Annotated in this window: 18 protein-coding genes, 3 pseudogenes and 1 riboswitch; of the genes and pseudogenes, 18 read left to right on the forward strand and 3 right to left on the reverse strand. The window is 37.2% G+C overall.

Features of this window, described 5'->3' with window-relative positions:
- From JCM10596_RS30420 to JCM10596_RS17510, 10 genes are all read left to right on the forward strand, one after another.
- Nucleotides 1–193: hypothetical protein (locus JCM10596_RS30420; protein ID WP_034681622.1), on the forward strand; the 193-nt coding region annotated here is incomplete at its 5' end.
- Complete coding sequence (locus JCM10596_RS17470; protein WP_025028236.1) at nt 175–822, forward strand: hypothetical protein; 648 nt, start codon at nt 175–177, stop codon at nt 820–822. The genes JCM10596_RS30420 and JCM10596_RS17470, both read left to right, overlap by 19 nt.
- Nucleotides 823–1,626: 804 nt before the next feature.
- Nucleotides 1,627–2,250, forward strand: a complete 624-nt coding sequence (locus JCM10596_RS17475) for a class I SAM-dependent methyltransferase (RefSeq protein WP_025028237.1) — start codon at nt 1,627–1,629, stop codon at nt 2,248–2,250.
- 55 nt (nt 2,251–2,305) lie between these two features.
- A complete protein-coding gene (locus tag JCM10596_RS17480; protein WP_034681625.1) occupies nt 2,306–2,872 on the forward strand; it encodes a GNAT family N-acetyltransferase in 567 nt (188 codons plus the stop codon).
- A gap of 62 nt (nt 2,873–2,934) precedes the next feature.
- Nucleotides 2,935–3,573, forward strand: coding sequence for a type 1 glutamine amidotransferase family protein (locus JCM10596_RS17485; protein ID WP_025028239.1), 639 nt, complete (start codon nt 2,935–2,937; stop codon nt 3,571–3,573).
- Between the two features lie 48 nt (nt 3,574–3,621).
- Entirely contained in the window at nt 3,622–4,248 is a 627-nt protein-coding gene (locus tag JCM10596_RS17490) for a hypothetical protein (RefSeq protein ID WP_025028240.1), read from the forward strand.
- 206 nt (nt 4,249–4,454) lie between these two features.
- On the forward strand, nt 4,455–4,889 hold the full coding sequence (locus tag JCM10596_RS17495; RefSeq protein WP_025028241.1) for a DUF6678 family protein: 435 nt from the start codon (nt 4,455–4,457) through the stop codon (nt 4,887–4,889).
- 105 nt (nt 4,890–4,994) lie between these two features.
- Nucleotides 4,995–5,732 carry a YwqG family protein gene (locus JCM10596_RS17500; protein WP_034681627.1) on the forward strand — a complete coding sequence of 246 codons (738 nt, stop codon included), beginning with the start codon at nt 4,995–4,997 and terminating at the stop codon, nt 5,730–5,732.
- Between the two features lie 70 nt (nt 5,733–5,802).
- Entirely contained in the window at nt 5,803–6,297 is a 495-nt protein-coding gene (locus JCM10596_RS17505) for a cysteine hydrolase family protein (protein ID WP_025028243.1), read from the forward strand.
- 78 nt (nt 6,298–6,375) lie between these two features.
- Nucleotides 6,376–6,927, forward strand: a complete 552-nt coding sequence (locus tag JCM10596_RS17510) for a GrpB family protein (RefSeq protein WP_025028244.1) — start codon at nt 6,376–6,378, stop codon at nt 6,925–6,927.
- 133 nt (nt 6,928–7,060) lie between these two features.
- Here JCM10596_RS17510 and JCM10596_RS26235 read toward each other — a convergent pair.
- Nucleotides 7,061–8,634 (reverse strand): annotated as a pseudogene (locus JCM10596_RS26235) (FAD-dependent oxidoreductase).
- A gap of 228 nt (nt 8,635–8,862) precedes the next feature.
- On the opposite strand from JCM10596_RS26235, the pseudogene JCM10596_RS26240 reads away from it, so the two are divergent.
- The 8 genes and pseudogenes from JCM10596_RS26240 to JCM10596_RS17555 all read left to right on the forward strand — a co-directional run bounded on the left by JCM10596_RS26240 (nt 8,863) and on the right by JCM10596_RS17555 (nt 15,644).
- A pseudogene (locus JCM10596_RS26240) lies at nt 8,863–10,808 on the forward strand (BglG family transcription antiterminator).
- 157 nt (nt 10,809–10,965) lie between these two features.
- A complete protein-coding gene (locus JCM10596_RS17525; protein ID WP_025028245.1) occupies nt 10,966–11,271 on the forward strand; it encodes a PTS sugar transporter subunit IIB in 306 nt (101 codons plus the stop codon).
- Nucleotides 11,272–11,286: 15 nt separating this feature from the next.
- Entirely contained in the window at nt 11,287–12,633 is a 1,347-nt protein-coding gene (celB, locus tag JCM10596_RS17530; RefSeq protein WP_025028246.1) for a PTS cellobiose transporter subunit IIC, read from the forward strand.
- 89 nt (nt 12,634–12,722) lie between these two features.
- The gene (locus JCM10596_RS17535) at nt 12,723–13,061 is read left to right on the forward strand and encodes a PTS lactose/cellobiose transporter subunit IIA (protein WP_025028247.1); all 339 of its coding nucleotides are present in this window, start codon (nt 12,723–12,725) and stop codon (nt 13,059–13,061) included.
- Nucleotides 13,054–14,384: pseudogene (locus tag JCM10596_RS26245) on the forward strand (6-phospho-beta-glucosidase). The gene JCM10596_RS17535 and the pseudogene JCM10596_RS26245 overlap by 8 nt, the downstream one beginning before the upstream one ends.
- A 105-nt stretch (nt 14,385–14,489) precedes the next feature.
- The gene (locus JCM10596_RS17545; protein WP_025028248.1) at nt 14,490–14,789 is read left to right on the forward strand and encodes a phosphocarrier protein HPr; all 300 of its coding nucleotides are present in this window, start codon (nt 14,490–14,492) and stop codon (nt 14,787–14,789) included.
- A gap of 153 nt (nt 14,790–14,942) precedes the next feature.
- On the forward strand, nt 14,943–15,086 hold the full coding sequence (locus JCM10596_RS29590) for a hypothetical protein (protein ID WP_159102368.1): 144 nt from the start codon (nt 14,943–14,945) through the stop codon (nt 15,084–15,086).
- Between the two features lie 75 nt (nt 15,087–15,161).
- Nucleotides 15,162–15,644: a hypothetical protein gene (locus JCM10596_RS17555; protein ID WP_025028249.1), complete on the forward strand. Its 483-nt coding sequence runs from the start codon at nt 15,162–15,164 to the stop codon at nt 15,642–15,644.
- 11 nt (nt 15,645–15,655) lie between these two features.
- Here JCM10596_RS17555 and JCM10596_RS17560 read toward each other — a convergent pair whose 3' ends face one another.
- Entirely contained in the window at nt 15,656–16,126 is a 471-nt protein-coding gene (locus JCM10596_RS17560; RefSeq protein ID WP_199900156.1) for a hypothetical protein, read from the reverse strand.
- A complete protein-coding gene (locus tag JCM10596_RS17565) occupies nt 16,126–16,914 on the reverse strand; it encodes a hypothetical protein (protein ID WP_025028251.1) in 789 nt (262 codons plus the stop codon). The genes JCM10596_RS17560 and JCM10596_RS17565 overlap by 1 nt, the downstream gene beginning before the upstream one ends.
- A gap of 214 nt (nt 16,915–17,128) precedes the next feature.
- Nucleotides 17,129–17,335: riboswitch (cobalamin riboswitch) on the forward strand.
- Nucleotides 17,336–17,412: the final 77 nt, after the last annotated feature.

A 17,412-nucleotide genomic window follows, 5' to 3' on the forward strand; every position in this document is an offset into this window, starting at 1 on the left:
TAATGAGCAGTTAGTATCAGTCATTTTAAATGAAAGAGTTCGCGGTAAAAAATTAGAAGGGTCAACTTATGAAAATGAATTAAATAGTTCCATATTAATTGAAATCGATCATATTGCAGAATCTTTAATAAATGATTTTCTCCCTCCTAAAGAGTTACTACAAAAATACCAGGGATGTTACCTACTAAAATAAATGAATTATGGGTATTTTTTGAAACTAGTCAATCAATAGATGAACTGATACCTTTTTATCCACTCCATTCATATGGAGAGAGTTATGAAAGATTTAAAAAAATTGTGCATTTATGTGGAGTTTATTTTGAAAATAACAATTGGAATGATGATTTCGTCAAGAAAATTTCTATTAATTCATTTAAATGGATGCTAGGACAACCATTATCATCAATTATTTTCTTCGATGCAAATTCTTTGAATAAAAAGGAAAAGCAGTTAACAAGTCTTGTTAAATCACAAGTTGAGTTTCTTAATCTAACAATAAGATATAAACTAGTAAAGTACATGCAGGTTTATACAGAAGTACTTAGGGCTTATTTGATTTCGATCAAAAAAAATGACAAAGCTGAGAATCTTGTTAATTTGTCCGCTTACTTAGAGTACGGAGCCTGTACTGTCCCAGCTCTCGAGTTTATGGCGATTGGACTTCCGAGAGAAGCCGCATTACTACTAGCTAATCGACTAAGTTACCTAGAAATATATACAGCAGAAATATGCTTAGAATGGTTGAAAAATTTTGATATTGAATCATTAAAAACGACCAGTTATATGAAGAAGCAAATAAAGATTGTTCAGACTAGTTTATAGCAAAATTTTTGGCTGTTCGTCATTTTCTGTGTAGCTCGCACATTTCAGCCTTTTCATAGGCTAGTCTTCCCCCTTCTTCACTTAACTACCAATCAGATGATGCCGCGTAAGCCTCAAGAGGTTTGGGCTTGAGGCTTACGCGGCATCATCTACAATGTGAGCAAATGGAGAAGGAATAATCGACTGTTCTTTCGAACATTCTAGTTTCACTCGAATACGGAAGTTTTCCAGATTACGAAAGAATACGTTTGCGATTCTTTATCTTGTGATTAATTCCTTCCCAATTTACGGTTAACGTAACTAATCGTTGTCCCAGAACACATATCAAACGCTTTTTTACGAAACCGTAGGTTTGGTGTTTACCAGTTGGTACTGATGTAAGTGGTTCAGAGAACACATCATTACAGTTATGACAACGCCAGCATTTGATATGGATAAATAAATAGATAGAGAGTTTTATCTAATAAATCTAAATCTCGCACCTTCCTAATTCGCTGATCATGTTTTTTAGGGTTGAGAAGCCACAATGAATATAATATTTAGGTATCGTCTTTGTCTCGACATCTAAGTAAATGGTATCTTTTTGAATATTTTGTTATAAAATTATAAACTCTGGCAATCCTAGTGGTAAACAAATATTTGTTTTCACTCGCTATTCCTCCTATTATTGTATTTGCCTACAAAAAAGGATTACCAGGAAATAGTGAGTTTTTCATGTTTGTTATTTTTTTTTTTCATAAATTAACAATTGAACAAATTTTTAGTGTACAGGCTTGTTTATTAAGGATGATTGGAGAGATAATAATGGGGAATACTGACAAGTTTGAAATGATTGCTAATACATATGACACTCCTGAACGAATCCAAATTGCAAAGGTATCATCAGATGCTATCCGCAATTATTTAGTTGACGCTAAAAGTAAGAATGCTATTGATTTTGGATGTGGAACTGGACTTATCGGAATGAACTTGTTAAATGAGTTTAGTTCTATGCTTTTTCTAGATACGTCACAGAACATGATTAATCAAATAAAGCAAAAAATAACTGATTTCAATCTTCAGAATGTAGATACGTTATGCTTTGATATTGAAAAGGAAAGTTTGGTGGATGTTCATACCGACTATATTTTTATGACTCAGGTTCTACTCCATATTCATGATGTGGAATTAGTTTTATCAAGATTATTTGATGTTCTTAATGAAGGAGGGCATCTACTAATTGTGGATTTTAATAAAAATGAAAAAATTGTTTCAGATATGGTTCATAACGGATTTAATCCAGATGAGTTAACCGACATAATGACTAAAATAGGCTATAGGGATATTCAATTCAAAACTTTTTTTACAGGAAGTAAAATATTCATGGGACATGATGCGTCTATGTTTATACTTGATTCAAAAAGGATTCATAGTAAAGAATGCCTTTGAGTCGACTCTCTTGACCGCAATATAAAAGCTTTTTGGCAAAGGAGAGTCCCCTTCAATTCAAGGAAATAGGGTTTTATTACGAAAGCCAATCGAGAGCGACATCCATGACTATTATAGCTATGATAGAGATGAAGAAATTGAAAGAATGTCTGGGAAAGGCACGAGAAATTTAAAACCATTAACGTTAGAAGAAGCTAGAAATTATATAAATGGATTTTATGAGCAGAAATATAAATGGTGTATTGAGTATGAAGGAAGATGTATAGGAAAAGTAGGACTAAAAGTAAACGATATTGACTGTAGGGCAAGATATTCTGTTGGATTTTTTGACTCTAGCATTTTAGGAAAAGGCCTGGGGACTGAGGTTACCCAATTAATATTACAGTTTGCGTTTGAAGAGATTAGATTACATAGAGTAGATTTAAGAGTCCTTGATTATAATCGAAGAGCGATTGCTTGTTATGAGAAATGTGGATTTGTAAAAAAGGGAGTAGAAAGAGAAGGGGCATTTATTGAGGGGAAGTTTCAAACAGATGTAATAATGAGCATATTAGATAGAGAATATATGTCTATTAGAGATCAATTTATTAAAATGGTAGGGGAGCCCCATGGCAATTGCTGATCAATGATTTGAAGATGGGTGCGGTCATTCGGAGTTTCGAAATAAACATTAGGAGGAGAATAATGACAACCGAATTAAATTGTAAAAAATGCTATGTATATGTTCTGGATACTTTAGCTGATTGGGAAATTGGTTTCATCACTGCGGAGTTAAATAGCCGTAGGTTTTTTGCTAATAACACAACAGTAGAGCTTATCATGATTGGAAATACTTTAGAGCCAGTTAAAACAATGGGTGGAATAACCATTACACCCGATAAGGATATTCATAATGTCGAATTTCAAGAAGGCGATTTACTCGTTCTTCCTGGAGCAGATACCTGGATGGATGAGAAAAATAAAAACGTATTAGAAATCGTATCAAATGTAATTAATCAGAAGGTTATCATTGCAGCTATTTGTGGCGCTACAGTAGCATTAGCTCAATATGGCTTATTAGATCATAGAAAGCATACAAGTAACGATAAGGAGTTTTTAAAAATGTTTTGTCCTGATTATAGGGGAGGTTCTCATTATGTAAACACTCCAGCAGTGGTAGATGATAACTTAATCACTGCCACAGGGCTAGCTTCATTAGAATTCTCATACGAAATATTTAAAAAGATCAACGTAATGAAAAAAGATACAGTAGAAGCATGGTATCAATTACATAAAACGAAAGAATCGAAATATTATTATAGTTTAATGGAATCACTGAAATAAACTGAACGATGTCTCTATTGAAAAGAAAAATACAGTAGGTGAGAAACTTTGAAAAGGTCGTATGTAGGTTTAATGATCATCCTTATTCTTATCCTGATTAGTCTTGGCTGTTCTAATAAGCAAAAGCCGAATACACCTACTATCTCAATAAACCCAGATTCTGAATATGAGAATACTTTTAAGGATTTAAATTTAGGGATTTTATTTGATTTTGACTTTTATTTACCTAGTGCAGATAAAAGATGGGTAAACCTTTGGGTCGAAAGATACAATGATGGAAAAAAAGATTCTCAACCTTTAACGCAATTATCCTATGGCAACAGCCCTAATAAGGTGGAAGAAGGTAATTTGGGGTTTGGAATGATAAATCCAAACTCAAAAGATACTCTAGTATTTCTTTATGGACCTGGAGTAAGCATGCAACCATCGATAATTGAAAAAGAAAATAAGACTTATACTCTTAGTTCTTGGGACTATGCCATTGGAAAAGGAAAAGAAGAGATGGAGTTAAAGTTAGGAGAAACTAAAATATTGGCGGCGTATAGAGAAACGAGAAGTAAATCAATGAGTATGATTGATTTACAAGATGAGGAATCAGTAAACAGAATAATTAAAGAAGATGATATGGTCCTATTGCTGAAGATAAAAGTGGAAGAAAATAATGAAGTGCCATAGAAACCTTGAATGGGCTAAAGTCCAAGCGAAAGACATTGTCCGCTCGCATCGCGGCCAGCACAGTCACGCAAGAATGACTCCTAGGCAGTTTAAGATGGGGGCATCGTGAACAAGAACGTTATGTGTAATTTGGCGGATTAACGATAGAGTAGCGACTATAGATGGCCGCAATTTGAAAGAATATCAATGGAGGTTTTCTTTGTTACATGGATAGGAGAATGGAAAGTCTTAAGAAAAATATACAATCTGTCTTATCTGAAAAACAGTTACATCCTATAATGAATAACACAAAATGGAAAGAGTTGCAGAGCGCAGTTATAAATACATTACCCTTTCCTCCACCTTATCAAGTTAAATATGTGTTGGAAGAAACCCCTGAACCAATCTCCTTTGATAATGATGTGTGGTATTTTGGGGATTGGAACGAGGGACTATCACTTTTTTATTCAGTAGAATGGATTCGAGTCAGACCTAGGTATTTGAAACATAGGGGCGTACTTATAGACGACGAATTAATTGATATTACAGTTGAATTTCTCAGAGTTTTACACCATCTTAATATCCCTTATATAGAAGAAAGTAACTCATATTATATCTTTGGTTATACATCAAATACGGATAAGCTATTTTCAAAGAAATAGGGAGAGAACACTATAGCAAAGAAGGGATTACCGTCTAAAGTAAGTAACTGAAGAACCTACTAGAAAACTTGGTAATCTAGTGATGTTGGAAAGGAGATTGAAAAAATGTATCAAGTATCTCAACTATTTAAAGAATATGAAAAAATCATTAAATCAACTGTTAGAAAAAGTAATGAGATAACATTTTTAGCTCAGAAAACGAAGCCATGGGAAAGTAAGTTGGGAGGTTGTCCTTATCTTGAAGATATAAGTGAATATCCAGTAGAGGATAACGGTAAGCCAATGATATTTCTAGCACAGATCAATCTTTCTGAATTAGTTGAATTAGATCATATGCCTAAACGGGGTTTGTTGCAATTTTATATTCACTATGATGATTGTCATGGATATGATAGACCTTGTAAGGTTCGATATATTGAGGAATTTATAACAGATGAGAATAAACTAGTAACAGAAAATCCTTATGAAGAAACTTATCAAGATTTGTTGCCTTTTGAAAGAGAAGGGAAGATGCTTTTTAAGTTGAGAGAAATGCCGATATCTACTTCTTGTGACTCATTATTTAATAAAGTTTTTTCAAGTATAGAATTTAGTGATGAACAGGAAGAAAAGATATGGGAGGAGTTTTGCGCAGCAGGAAGCAGAGTGGGGGGATATCCATACTTTGTTCAATCAGAGCCGGTCTATAGTGACAAATATAATATTTTATTATTGCAGCTTGATATAGATGATGAATGTGGAATTATGTTTGGTGATTCGGGAAATTGTAATTTTTTTATTGCGGAAGAAGACTTGAAAAATAGAGATTTCACCAATGTTCAGTATGATTGGCAATGTTGCTAATTTACAAGGAGAGAAAAGTGATTTACAGATTAATTTAAGTTTCTTAAATACTATTTGAGGAAGTGTTAAGATGAGAATAGCCATGTTAGTTATTGATATGCAGTCAATTTATTTACAAGAAGAACCAATTGAAAAGAAAGTGATGGATAAGGCGTGCATGTATATAAATCATGTATCTAATTTACTGCGTTCCAAAGATCATATTGTAATACATGTTCAAGATGTAGAAGGGCTTGAAGAATCAAATAAAGGAATGTATGATGTTATTCCGGAAATTGAAATCCATGAGAAAGACTTAATGTTGACTAAAGAGAACTCCAATGCATTTTGGAAAACTGAACTGGAGCAAAAATTGCAGGAACATAACGTGGGATTAGTCATAGTTTCAGGCTTCGCAGCGGAGCACTGTGTTCTATTTACCTACAATGGAGCAATCGAGAGAGGTTTCAAATCTGTCATATTACAGAATGGAATCGTAAGCACGAAAAATGATGTAATAAGTTCAACCTACAGAGACAGGAATTTGGTTTCTTATCCTGTTGTTGAGTATTTAATAAATAAGTGATTGAAACTCCCGCGGCGAAAGTCGCAAGCCCTACACAGATAAAGTAAATTATATGCAAATTCGAAGAAGGAGGACTAAATGAAAAGTAATCATGATGAAAGTACATGGCCTATTTGGGCAAATGAGGAGATAAATATAGTTCAACCTAATCCCAATTGGATTGAAAGAGGAGTTCTTGAAAAAGAACTTCTTCTCCATCATTTAGCACAATTTGGTGTAACGGAAGTGGAACATTACGGGAGTACATCTATTCCGTTTTTACCTGCTAAACCAATTATTGATGTAATGGCGAAGATAGATTCATTTGAGAAAATTGGTGAAATAGCTTCAATTTTAGCTCCTCATGATTGGAATTACGTACCTCCAGAATTAGATGGGAGACCTTGGCAACGTTTTTTTGTGAAAGTAAAAAACGACAAACGAGTAGCACATTTACATATTATGCTAGAGGAAGAAATAAGGTGGGATATGCAGCTATTGTTTCGTGAGCGATTAAGAAATAATCCACAGCTTATTACAGAGTACGCTTCACTTAAACAAAACTTAGCAGAAATGTACAATAATGACCGTGAAGCATATACCAAAGCAAAAACAGAATTTATTAAATATGTCTTAGACTCTAAGGAGTAAGTGTCAAGAGTGATATATACATAGAAAGTGCCGAATTTTGCAAAGATATCTTGCAAAGTTCGGCACTTTATTTTGCTGCTTGGATCTACTTTACAAGGTAGGTATAGAGATTGACGCTTGATTTACTCTGTATTTAGACTCTCCTCAATTGCGGCCAAGCAATTTCTACACCGAGACTGGTCAGCATATTTTGGAATCTGAGTGTATGTGTTGCGCTTCGATATACGGCTCTGGGTGTCAGATCATTTTGCAAACAATAGGCGGCTAGAGCACCGCTGGCTTCACCAATATTCCATTCTACAGGATGAAGTCGATAGCAGCCGTTGGTAATATGAGTGGTCCCAATGTTTTTACATGCGGGTAACAAGTTTTCCATGCGAACAGGAATCAAGCTGCCCAGTGGAATTTGGAACGGCAAGCTAGGAATGTCTACGTAATTTCGTCCTTGTGTACTTGGGTGCAGGTCGATGCGATAGCAGCCGACACCGACAGAATCTCGAAAAGGAGGAGCGATTTGCTCGTTTTCTCGTCCTATGGCACTCACATGTTGCTCTAATACAGTAAATAGGGCTTGGATTCGTCGAGACTCTCGAATATATGGCTTTTTAGCTAGACCATCTATTGTCCCTGTGACATCAGAACGTAAACGTAAGCCAGGGTATCCTATTTTTCCATCGGGGCGAGGGGCTTCGGTCTGCATCCAATACAAGAAGGACAAGCTTAATTGCTTGGCTGCATGAAGGTGGGTTTGTTTTTCTTCTTCACTGACATTGATAATAGGACCTAACCAATATCCAATTTGTTGCCAATTGACTAAAGTAATATCACTTTGGAAGACAGCATCATCAAATAAGGATGTATCCATGATTCGTCTGTAGTTCCATAATGAAAATTGGTCTCCCTCGCTAAATAATGGATATTCAACTGGCTCCAGAGTACGAGGATTCACTCCCGTCCAACTTAGCAGATGGTCTGGCCAGAAATCTGCTTTGTAGTTCTTCCAAAAGGAATATTGCTCTGGTTTGTCGATTGTAAAATCTTCACCCTCTATGTAATCCATAGCGAAGCAATGGGTAAAAGACTGCATATTCATAGGATCTGCTTCTTCTAAAGCATGAGGCTCGCCTGTTTCTTTTTGTGATTCTGCCCCAACTCTAAACTCTACATTAGCAAGGGGCAGCAGTTCACCTGTTTCTGTTGCATCTAAGATATAACGTCCTGTTAATACATATGCTTGATTAGAAGGGGTATGCTGAATCGTTACAGAGTCGATCTTATCTCCCGTTACCTCTGCTGATACGGGGATACACTCAGTGACAATCTTTAATCTACCACTATGAATATATGGAGCTAGCATATCTTGGATAGCTCTTAACGCCGTTCTTGGTTCATGGGCAATTCTACTTACGATCGCATTGCCAGGATTTAAATAGGGATTTCGATATGCTGTGGAGGTTAAACTGAAATTCTGGCGGTAATAATCCCTTACTCTTTGGCGGAATTGCCGGTAGGATGCTGTACATCCAAATTGCTCAATCCAGGGGTGTTCATCAGGAGGTACTGCTTGGCTCGTTAATTGACCTCCAATCCAATCACTCTCTCTGTCATGATGACTGAATATCCTAAGCGTGCTGCTGATAAGGCTGCGGCACAGCCACCTGTACTTGCACCAATAATAATCACATCCGCATTCCATTCTTTTGCCATGTTTCGTCTCCTCCCTATACATAAGAGTTTTTATAGCTTATGTATATTCCATAAATTAACACTTATGAATTTGAACTGTCAACCCCTTAAGCTGGACGAATGGTAACAGGAAAAAGTTAGAGGGCTGTGGAACTACTAAAAAAAGAAGAGCTAAATGCTAGAATGAGGAATCGTATTTTTTGGATTCGTATCGCATAAAAGCAGGATGCAGAGAAAGGAGACAAAAAAATGCTTGGTGTCAGAATAACTTCTATTTTTCGTGAATTGTTAGCTGCAGATATACCTCTCACGAGTGAATATTTAGCAAAGGTGGTACAAGTGACGTCTCGAACCATACGCAATGATATGAAAGAATTGGAACTGCTCTTGTCTAAGCACGGGGCATCGATCAATTCAATCCGTGGGAAGGGGTATCAGCTGGAGATTATCGATAAAGAGCTGTTTAGAACGATGCTCCAAGAGATCTTTAGGTATGATGAACTAGGTTTTGGTTTTTCGCCTCATTCGCCTGATGATCGGGTTGAGGTTCTGTTAAAAAAACTTCTTTTATCTAATAAATATGTGAAACTAGATGAATTAGCAGAGGAGCTTTTTATTAGTAAATCGACCTTGCAAAATGATCTTCAGCAAGTGAAAAGAATGCTAAAAAAGTATGATATAACAATCGATATTCGTCCCAATTATGGGTTTAAGCTTAAAGGGGATGAGCGTAAGCTGCGCTATTGTATGTCAGAATATTTGCTAAATAGAAAAAAGCGAGAGATAGTAGAGGGTCCAATCTCAATTTTATCTGAAGCAGAAACGTCAAGGATTCAATCTATTATTATGGATTATGTAAAAAAATATGATTTAGAGATTTCAGACATCAGCTTTCATAATTTGATTGTTCATATTGCCATTGCATGTAGGAGAATTAGAAGCGGTCATCATGTTTCGATTTATCCTGAAGAGTTAACCGAAATTGCTGCTGAGAGTGAGTACATGATTGCTGAAGGATGGTAAAGGAGATCGAGCAGAGTTTAAACGTCAAGTTTCCCGATATAGAAATTGCGTATATTGCCATTCACCTATTAGGAACAAAGCTGGTAACCGATACAAAAATGGCTGAGAGTCAATTGAAAGCTCTCATTGATCATGAAATCTATCGCTTAACTATGAAAATCATTGATACGGTTGAAGAGAAGTTAAAATTAGGGATCAATCAAGATAAAGAACTTCAAATAAGCTTATGTATACACTTAAAGCCTGCGATTAATCGGCTACGATATGGGATGAATATACGAAACCCTATGCTGCATGAAATCAAATCCTATTATCCTGTTTCGTTCCAAGCCGGTGTCATTGCAGGACTCGTGATCAAAGAAGAACTACATATTGAGATCAATGAGAATGAAATTGGTTATATTGCTTTACATTTTGGTGCTGCGGTGGAAAGAGCAAAGCTGAATGATCGACCGAAACGGTGTATCATTGTTTGCGCTTCAGGAGCGGGGAGTGCAAGACTACTACAATACAAGCTACAGTCTAGGTTTGGCTCTAAAATAGAAATTCTTGGCACAACAGAATATTATCGGCTTGGTCAAATGTCCTTACATTCCTTAGATTTTGTGATTAGTACCATTCCCATTTCCAAAGAATTATCTGTACCTGTTATTGAAGTCAATACGATTCTAGGTGGGGAAGACATCGAAAAGATTGACTCTATTTTTTCAACAGAGGATCAAGATACCTTTGAATATACGAGAGAAGAGCTGGTTTTTCTTCATGAAAAACTACATACCAAAGAGGAAGTGATTTCTTTTCTAGGGGAGAAGCTTCAACAGTTAGGGTTGGTAGATCACGATTATACTCGTTCTGTATTAAAAAGAGAAGCGGTATCGCCTACTTGTTTCGGAAACCTTGTCGCGATTCCTCATCCGATCGTTCCACAGACGGAAACCACTTTTTGGGCAATATGTACTCTTGAAAAGCCTATTATGTGGGAGCATAAAGCGGTACAGTTTGTTTGTCTATTAAATGTAGAGAAGAATAGCTCAAAGAATCTGCAAAAAATGTATAATATCCTGCTTAGTGTTATAGATAGCAAGGATCTTATTCAACAACTGCTAAAATGCCATACATACCCTGAGTTTATTCACGTTTTTACGAAAAAGTATTCCAATCATTTCCGTTAGGTAGCGGAAAAAGAATAGGTGTAAATGTAAGCGATTTCAAAATAGAATGAAATCAACAAGGATCACGCTCTACAAGAAATAATGTGACGCTCTAACTCCGATGTAGAGTGAAGGATATGGATGAATTTATACATTAAATTTTAGGGAGGAATTCAACATGAACATTCTATTATGTTGTGCAGCAGGAATGTCTACTAGCTTGTTAGTGACCAAAATGGAGAAAGCGGCAGCCGAGCAAGGAATAGAAGCAAAGATTTGGGCAGTTCCGGGTGATGCTGTGAAAAATCATATTGATCAAGCAGATGTTTTATTACTAGGACCACAAGTACGATATTTGCTGCCTCAGCTAAAACAGCTAGGTCAAGAAAAAGGGATTCCAGTGGACGTGATTCAGACAACCCATTACGGAACCTGCAATGGAGCAGAAGTCATTAAGCATTCCATTCAATTAATAAATGGCTAGAGAGGAGGATGTACGGTGGACAAATTTAGTGCATTTCTAGAGAAATACTTTCTACCTTTCGCTGGGAGAATTGCTGCTCAGAGACACCTTCAAGCACTACGCGATGGGATCATCCTAACAATGCCCCTGATTATTATTGGTTCTATCTTTTTAATCCTTGGTTTTATTCCCATACCAGGTTATAGCGATTTTATGGGCAGTGTCTTTGGTCCTCAATGGCTAACGAAGCTTCTCTATCCCGTTGATGCCACGTTTGGAATTATTGCTTTAATTGCAGGATTTGGTATTGCCTATCGTTTAGCTGAAAAGTATGGAATTGATCCCTTAACAGCTGGAGCTATATCCATATCAGGTTTTCTATTAGCGACTCCTTTTCAAGTGCTACGATCGTTTGAAGGATTTGAGGAAGCTGTAACCGTAGATGGTGTTATTCCTATCGCACTGATGGGAAGTGGTGGATTGTTTGTAGCCATGCTGATTGCCATCTTATCAACGGAAATCTACCGTTATATTACATCGAAAAATATTGTCATCAGAATGCCGGATGGTGTACCACCCGCAGTAAGTAAATCATTTATTGCTTTAATTCCAGGATTCATTGTTATCTCTATAATCTGGCTTATGCGCATTTTGATTGAAATGACGAGCTTTGAAAGCTTACACAATGTGGTGGGAGATATTTTATATACCCCACTAAGTGCCTTAGGTGGGAGCTTAATTGGTTCGATGATAGCGGTCACGCTTATTTCACTTCTATGGTTTACCGGATTGCACGGTGCTTCGATTGTTGGAGGGGTTATGTCTCCAATATGGTTATCTGCTACAGATCAAAACCGTATAGCATTCCAAGCAGGAGAGGAAGTCCCACATATTTTCACAGCGCAATTCTTTGAAATTTTTATTAACATGGGTGGTTCGGGAGCTACATTTGCCCTAGTCATCATTATGCTTTTATGGTCAAGAAGTAAGCAAATGAAACAACTAGGGCGTTTATCAGCAGGGCCTGGTGCTTTCAACATTAATGAGCCTATTATTTTTGGAACACCGATTGTAATGAATCCCATTCTGATTGTTCCTTTCTTCTTAACCCCCTTAACGATGACCGTTCTTACCTATTTTGCCATGAGTACAGGGTTAGTTGCCAAACCAGTAGGAATTGCCATACCGTGGACGACACCTCCTATCATTGGTGGATACTTAGTGACTCAAAGCATCTCAGGTGCTGTTATGCAGATTGTGAATATTGGGGTTGGACTACTGATTTGGTTACCTTTCTTTAAAGTTTGGGATAGACAAAAGGTAGATGAAGAAGGAGGAAACACAACAACTCCTGAGTCCACAGGAGATAAGAAAGCAGGCTAACGTAAAATGGTGCAAACGTATACTTAACAGAAAATCGTTCAGCCCGAAATGATCATGAACAAATCATGTAATGGATTGGAGAGAGAGAAATGACAGTAAATACGAATGAGGAAATCATCTTCCAACTGATTCTTCACGCTGGTAATGGCAAGAGTTCAGCGATGGAAGCATTAGCAGCAGCTAAACGCGGTGATTTTGCAGAAGCACGAGAGAAAATCATTCAAGCAGGTCAAGAACTGAATGAAGCGCATCAGATACAGACCTCTCTTATTCAAGGTGAAATAAGAGGAGAAAAAATAGACATTTCTCTGTTGATGATCCATGCCCAAGACCATTTAATGAATGCCATCACGGTGAAGGAATTAGCAACGGAGTTCATTGATTTATACGAACGAATACACGCAAATGGAGGGTTAGACCATGAGTAAAACAGGGTTAAAAATTGCTACAATTGGCGGCGGATCAAGCTATACACCGGAGTTGGTGGAAGGATTTATTAAGCGTTATGCTGAACTCCCCCTTCGTGAATTATGGTTAGTCGATATTGAAGCAGGCAAGGAAAAAATGGAGATCGTAGGAAACTTGGCAAAGCGGATGATTGAAAAAGCAGGTTTACCTATTGAAGTTCATCTTACACTGGATCGGAGAGCTGCCTTAAAGGATGCCGATTTTGTCACCACCCAATTCCGAGTTGGATTATTAGAAGCTCGTGCCAAAGATGAAAGAATTCCTCTAAAATATGGTGTCATTGGGCAAGAAACAAATGGTCCTGGGGGACTTTTCAAGGGGTTACGAACGATTCCTGTCATCCTAGATATTTGTAAAGATATGGAGGAGTTATGTCCTGATGCCTGGCTCATTAATTTCACGAATCCAGCTGGGATGGTTACAGAAGCGGTACTACGGTATTCTAAAATCAAAAAAATCGTCGGCTTATGTAATGTTCCTATTGGAATTGAGATGGGGATTGCTAAATTACTAGATGTTGATCATTCACGTATTCGTATTGATTTTGCTGGGCTAAATCATATGGTTTATGGATTAGATGTTTATGTGGACGGTGTCAGTGTAAAAGAAACCGTGATTGAAAAATTAACAGACCCTACTAATAGTAGTTTTGTGAGAAATATTGAAGGGATTGGCTGGGAACCAGAATTTATTCAAGCTGTGGGTGTACTTCTATGTCCGTATCATATGTACTATTACAAAACACAAGAAATGCTAGAAAAAGATTTGAAAAATGCTGAAAAGGAAGGGACAAGAGCCGAAGTGTCCAAAGGCTGGAAGAAGAATTATTCGAGCTGTATAAAGATCCTGCATTAAACATAAAGCCACCTCAGCTAGAAAAAAGAGGGGGTGCCTATTACTCTGATGCAGCTGTTCGTTTAATCTCTTCTATCTATAATGATAAACGAGATATTCAGCCAGTCAATACAATGAATAGGGGTGCTATTGCTAGTATACCAAAGGAATCAGCGGTTGAAATAAGCTGTGTGATAACCAAAGACGGACCAAAACCCATTGGAATAGGAGATCTTCCGGTCCCAGTTCGTGGACTTGTTCAACAGATCAAATCATTTGAACGGATCTCGGCAGAAGCGGCTGTAACAGGGGACTACAATACGGCTGTACTAGCAATGACCATTAATCCACTAAGCCCATCAGATTCCATTGCCAAAGAGATTGTAGCTGAAATGATGGAAGCGCATAAAGAGCATCTCCCACAATTTTTTAACAAAATAGAAGTATAGTTTCAGATATAGTTCTAGTGAATGTCGCTAGAACTATATTTTTGAAACATAAAATAGTGAGGAGCTAAAATCTGGATAAGTTTTCAAGTAAAGGAGATAGGAAACATGTCAACAATCACGTATGTCATTACAGATCCTGTTGGAATACACGCACGACCTGCGACATTATTGGTGAATACGGCAAGCAAATACGAGGCGGAGATAAGATTAGAATACAAAGGAAAAGGAGTGAATTTAAAATCGATTTTGGGAGTGATGTCCTTAGGTATAAGGCAAGGAGATGAAATTGTTATTGTAGCAAGGGGGATAGATGAAACAGAAGCACTGAAAGCAATTGATGAAGTGATACAAGCTGGTCTGGGGGGACCTCTAGTTATTAGGGAAGAGAACGAGAGTTTTTCATAAAAGGAATAGATATAAAGGTCAAGATCGTGATTGACCTTTTTTTGTTGGCAAAAATAAATATGAAAACAAAGGTAAAATATGGTATTGTAAAGAGTAGTTGTGCATAAGAAGTTAGAGTTCATCAAAATCAGTCGTACGGAGGGAGGGGATTTCATGCAACCGAACAATGAGGATAACAAGGAACTGAGAAATCTAGCAAAGTGGTTGAAGGTATTGGCGATCACTTCTGTTGTAGGGCTTTCTGTTTTTGTCTTTTTTATCATTATTGGGATTTTACAGTTTGTACTTCAATCGTAATCTCTTGATGGTCCAATTCACAAGGTTTCGACTGCCGAGTGAAATTGAAACAGTCGAAGCCTAAGGAGTAATCGAATGTCCAATAAAAATGCCATTCTATTAATGATAACGATCCTTCTTATGATCGTGTTTTTTTCTGCCTGTGTTCTTAGTGCAAGTCAAGATAAGATCCATGTTAGAGTATCTAGCGAAACGATTAGAGAACAAAACGAGATAGAAAAATATGAAAAACTACCTCCTGGGGAGAGCTATACATTGCTTATCCTACATATTGAGATCGAAAACAAGGGACTTAAACCTATAAAGGAGTTGATGGTCTCCATCCCTACAGAAAATGAAGCCCAATATAGCAGATCAAGTGCCTTACCCGGATCAAAAAAGCTATATCCGAAAAGAATTGCAGGACCTTATATTTTTCGATTTGTTTTTAAGGGAGAGTACAGTGAGAAAGAAATACAAGTGTTTATGAAACAGCTTCAAGCCAATGTTTCATATCAAGAGGAGGGAGGAAAGAAAAACAAGAAGATATCTATAAGAAACCTTATAGATAGTCAATAACTAAGATGAATTCAGGACTTGTCTACTTTAGCCACCCCAATAGCCAAGTGATGCCATAATACTTGCTCCACCATGTCGGCTTGCTGTTCCTGACAATGGATGATAAGCACTACCTCAGATTGAATATCGTTGTCTTTTCTTTTTTGAAAAAAGCGCCTCTTGCCAATAAGTAAATCAAGAACGAACCCCACAACAGCACCAGATCCCAGACCAATCATTCCCCAGATAATCGGTCCCCATTCCCAAATGAAACCATAGATTGAACCTAACACCATCCCAGCAGTCCCTAAGGCTGCTGGACCATCAAATAGACTGATTCCATCGGCTTGATGTATGGTATCAAAAAACCTTCCTTGCTCTTTCTTTTTATTCAGAGGTATCGCCATGATTTGTTGTTTGGTCAACCCTCTTTCTTCTAGTTCTGTAATAGCCAGCTCTAATAAATGAGAATATTCAAAAGTAGATACGACATACATAGTCATCACCTCATTTCCTGTTTGCAAGGCATAACAAATGTAGAAGCTTGATAATTCTTTTGCAAGAATTCAGCTAACTCTGTTTCAAAAAGCCGGTTATATTCAACTGCTAATATATACGATCTGTAAATAGCAAAACAATAGATAGAAGGCATAAACATAAGCCATTGAGCGTCTACAACGTTCTTTGCTTGGGTAAAATCCCCTAACATCGTGTAATGAATCGCTGGAAGGAAATTAGAAAAATAGACCATTATGATCCAGATAATGAGCAGGAAAAAGCCTAACAGAACCCTTTTTAAATACAAATGACCAAGCCCTGGCATCATGATAGACCACCAAGTGGCTAACCAAGGGTGACGTTTATCAAGGTAATTCACACTAATATTTCCCATCTGAAAAGGGACAATGGGTGCCTTTTCTCTTTTTGCTAAAACATATAGTTTGTTGAGATCCACGCTTGTCCTGTAACTATCCCAGATAGAAACGATATAAACGGGGGCATATAAAAGAAACCACTTGGTATCTAAAACCTCCCTTGCCATGTCAAATTCGCCGATGAAAGAATATAAAATGGCGAGGTTTAAGTTAGACATTAAGTTAATGATAAACTCCCAGCCAAAAAGAATAAACCCTTTGAGATAAGCTCCATGTATCAGGTGCCCCATCCCTGGAAAAGCGGCGGACCACCAAGCAGCGACCCAGGGACTCTTCGGATGAATATAATTCGTATTTAATACGCCAACGTAGGCTCGGTATCTTCGATAGGACTGAGTTGATTGTTTTGTGTCCACTAGTATTACTCCTTAAAGTCTGATAATAGGGGGATTCTTCTCTGTGTAGAAATCTTTGTGTATCTATTAGTTATACCCACTATTTGTAAAAAGCAGACCTACTTAAGCTTTTTTTGTATTGAAGTGATAAGAATAAGGTTCAAAATCCTCTAATGTTTCATTCTAAAGGTACTATACATACCCAAATTCCTGTATAATAGATTCGATTACTATTAAATAAATATATAGATAAGGTGCTTCAAATCTCACACAAGATTTGCAAGCTTAATAGGGAAGCTCGGTGAAAATCCGACACGGTCCCGCCACTGTAAGTGTGAAGGTACTCTAAACAATGCCACTGTTTCTCCTCAAACGAAATGGGAAGGCTTAGAGTTACTGATGATGCACGAGTCAGGAGACCTGCCTTATCTCTGTTTTGTAGACGAACCTACGGAGAATTAGGGAGCGTGATACATAGTAGTGCTTATTTTTTGTTCTAGCCTATTAGCACCTTCAAAT

Origin of the sequence: Caldalkalibacillus mannanilyticus JCM 10596 (assembly GCF_000615945.1) — a bacterium.
Taxonomy (GTDB): Bacteria; Bacillota; Bacilli; order Caldalkalibacillales; family JCM-10596; genus Bacillus_AT; species Bacillus_AT mannanilyticus.

Bases quoted from the DNA above. Each gene is read 5' to 3' on its own strand.
- JCM10596_RS17470 (WP_025028236.1), top strand. From the start codon at position 175: ATGTTACCTACTAAAATAAATGAATTATGGGTATTTTTTGAAACTAGT.
- JCM10596_RS17505 (WP_025028243.1), top strand. From the start codon at position 5,803: ATGAGAATAGCCATGTTAGTTATTGATATGCAGTCAATTTATTTACAA.
- JCM10596_RS17525 (WP_025028245.1), top strand. From the start codon at position 10,966: ATGAACATTCTATTATGTTGTGCAGCAGGAATGTCTACTAGCTTGTTA.
- JCM10596_RS17545 (WP_025028248.1), top strand. From the start codon at position 14,490: ATGTCAACAATCACGTATGTCATTACAGATCCTGTTGGAATACACGCA.
- JCM10596_RS17510 (WP_025028244.1), top strand. From the start codon at position 6,376: ATGAAAAGTAATCATGATGAAAGTACATGGCCTATTTGGGCAAATGAG.
- JCM10596_RS17560 (WP_199900156.1), bottom strand. From the start codon at position 16,126: ATGACTATGTATGTCGTATCTACTTTTGAATATTCTCATTTATTAGAG.
- JCM10596_RS17495 (WP_025028241.1), top strand. From the start codon at position 4,455: ATGGATAGGAGAATGGAAAGTCTTAAGAAAAATATACAATCTGTCTTA.
- JCM10596_RS17555 (WP_025028249.1), top strand. From the start codon at position 15,162: ATGTCCAATAAAAATGCCATTCTATTAATGATAACGATCCTTCTTATG.
- JCM10596_RS17485 (WP_025028239.1), top strand. From the start codon at position 2,935: ATGACAACCGAATTAAATTGTAAAAAATGCTATGTATATGTTCTGGAT.
- JCM10596_RS17475 (WP_025028237.1), top strand. From the start codon at position 1,627: ATGGGGAATACTGACAAGTTTGAAATGATTGCTAATACATATGACACT.
- JCM10596_RS29590 (WP_159102368.1), top strand. From the start codon at position 14,943: ATGCAACCGAACAATGAGGATAACAAGGAACTGAGAAATCTAGCAAAG.
- JCM10596_RS17500 (WP_034681627.1), top strand. From the start codon at position 4,995: ATGTATCAAGTATCTCAACTATTTAAAGAATATGAAAAAATCATTAAA.
- JCM10596_RS17535 (WP_025028247.1), top strand. From the start codon at position 12,723: ATGACAGTAAATACGAATGAGGAAATCATCTTCCAACTGATTCTTCAC.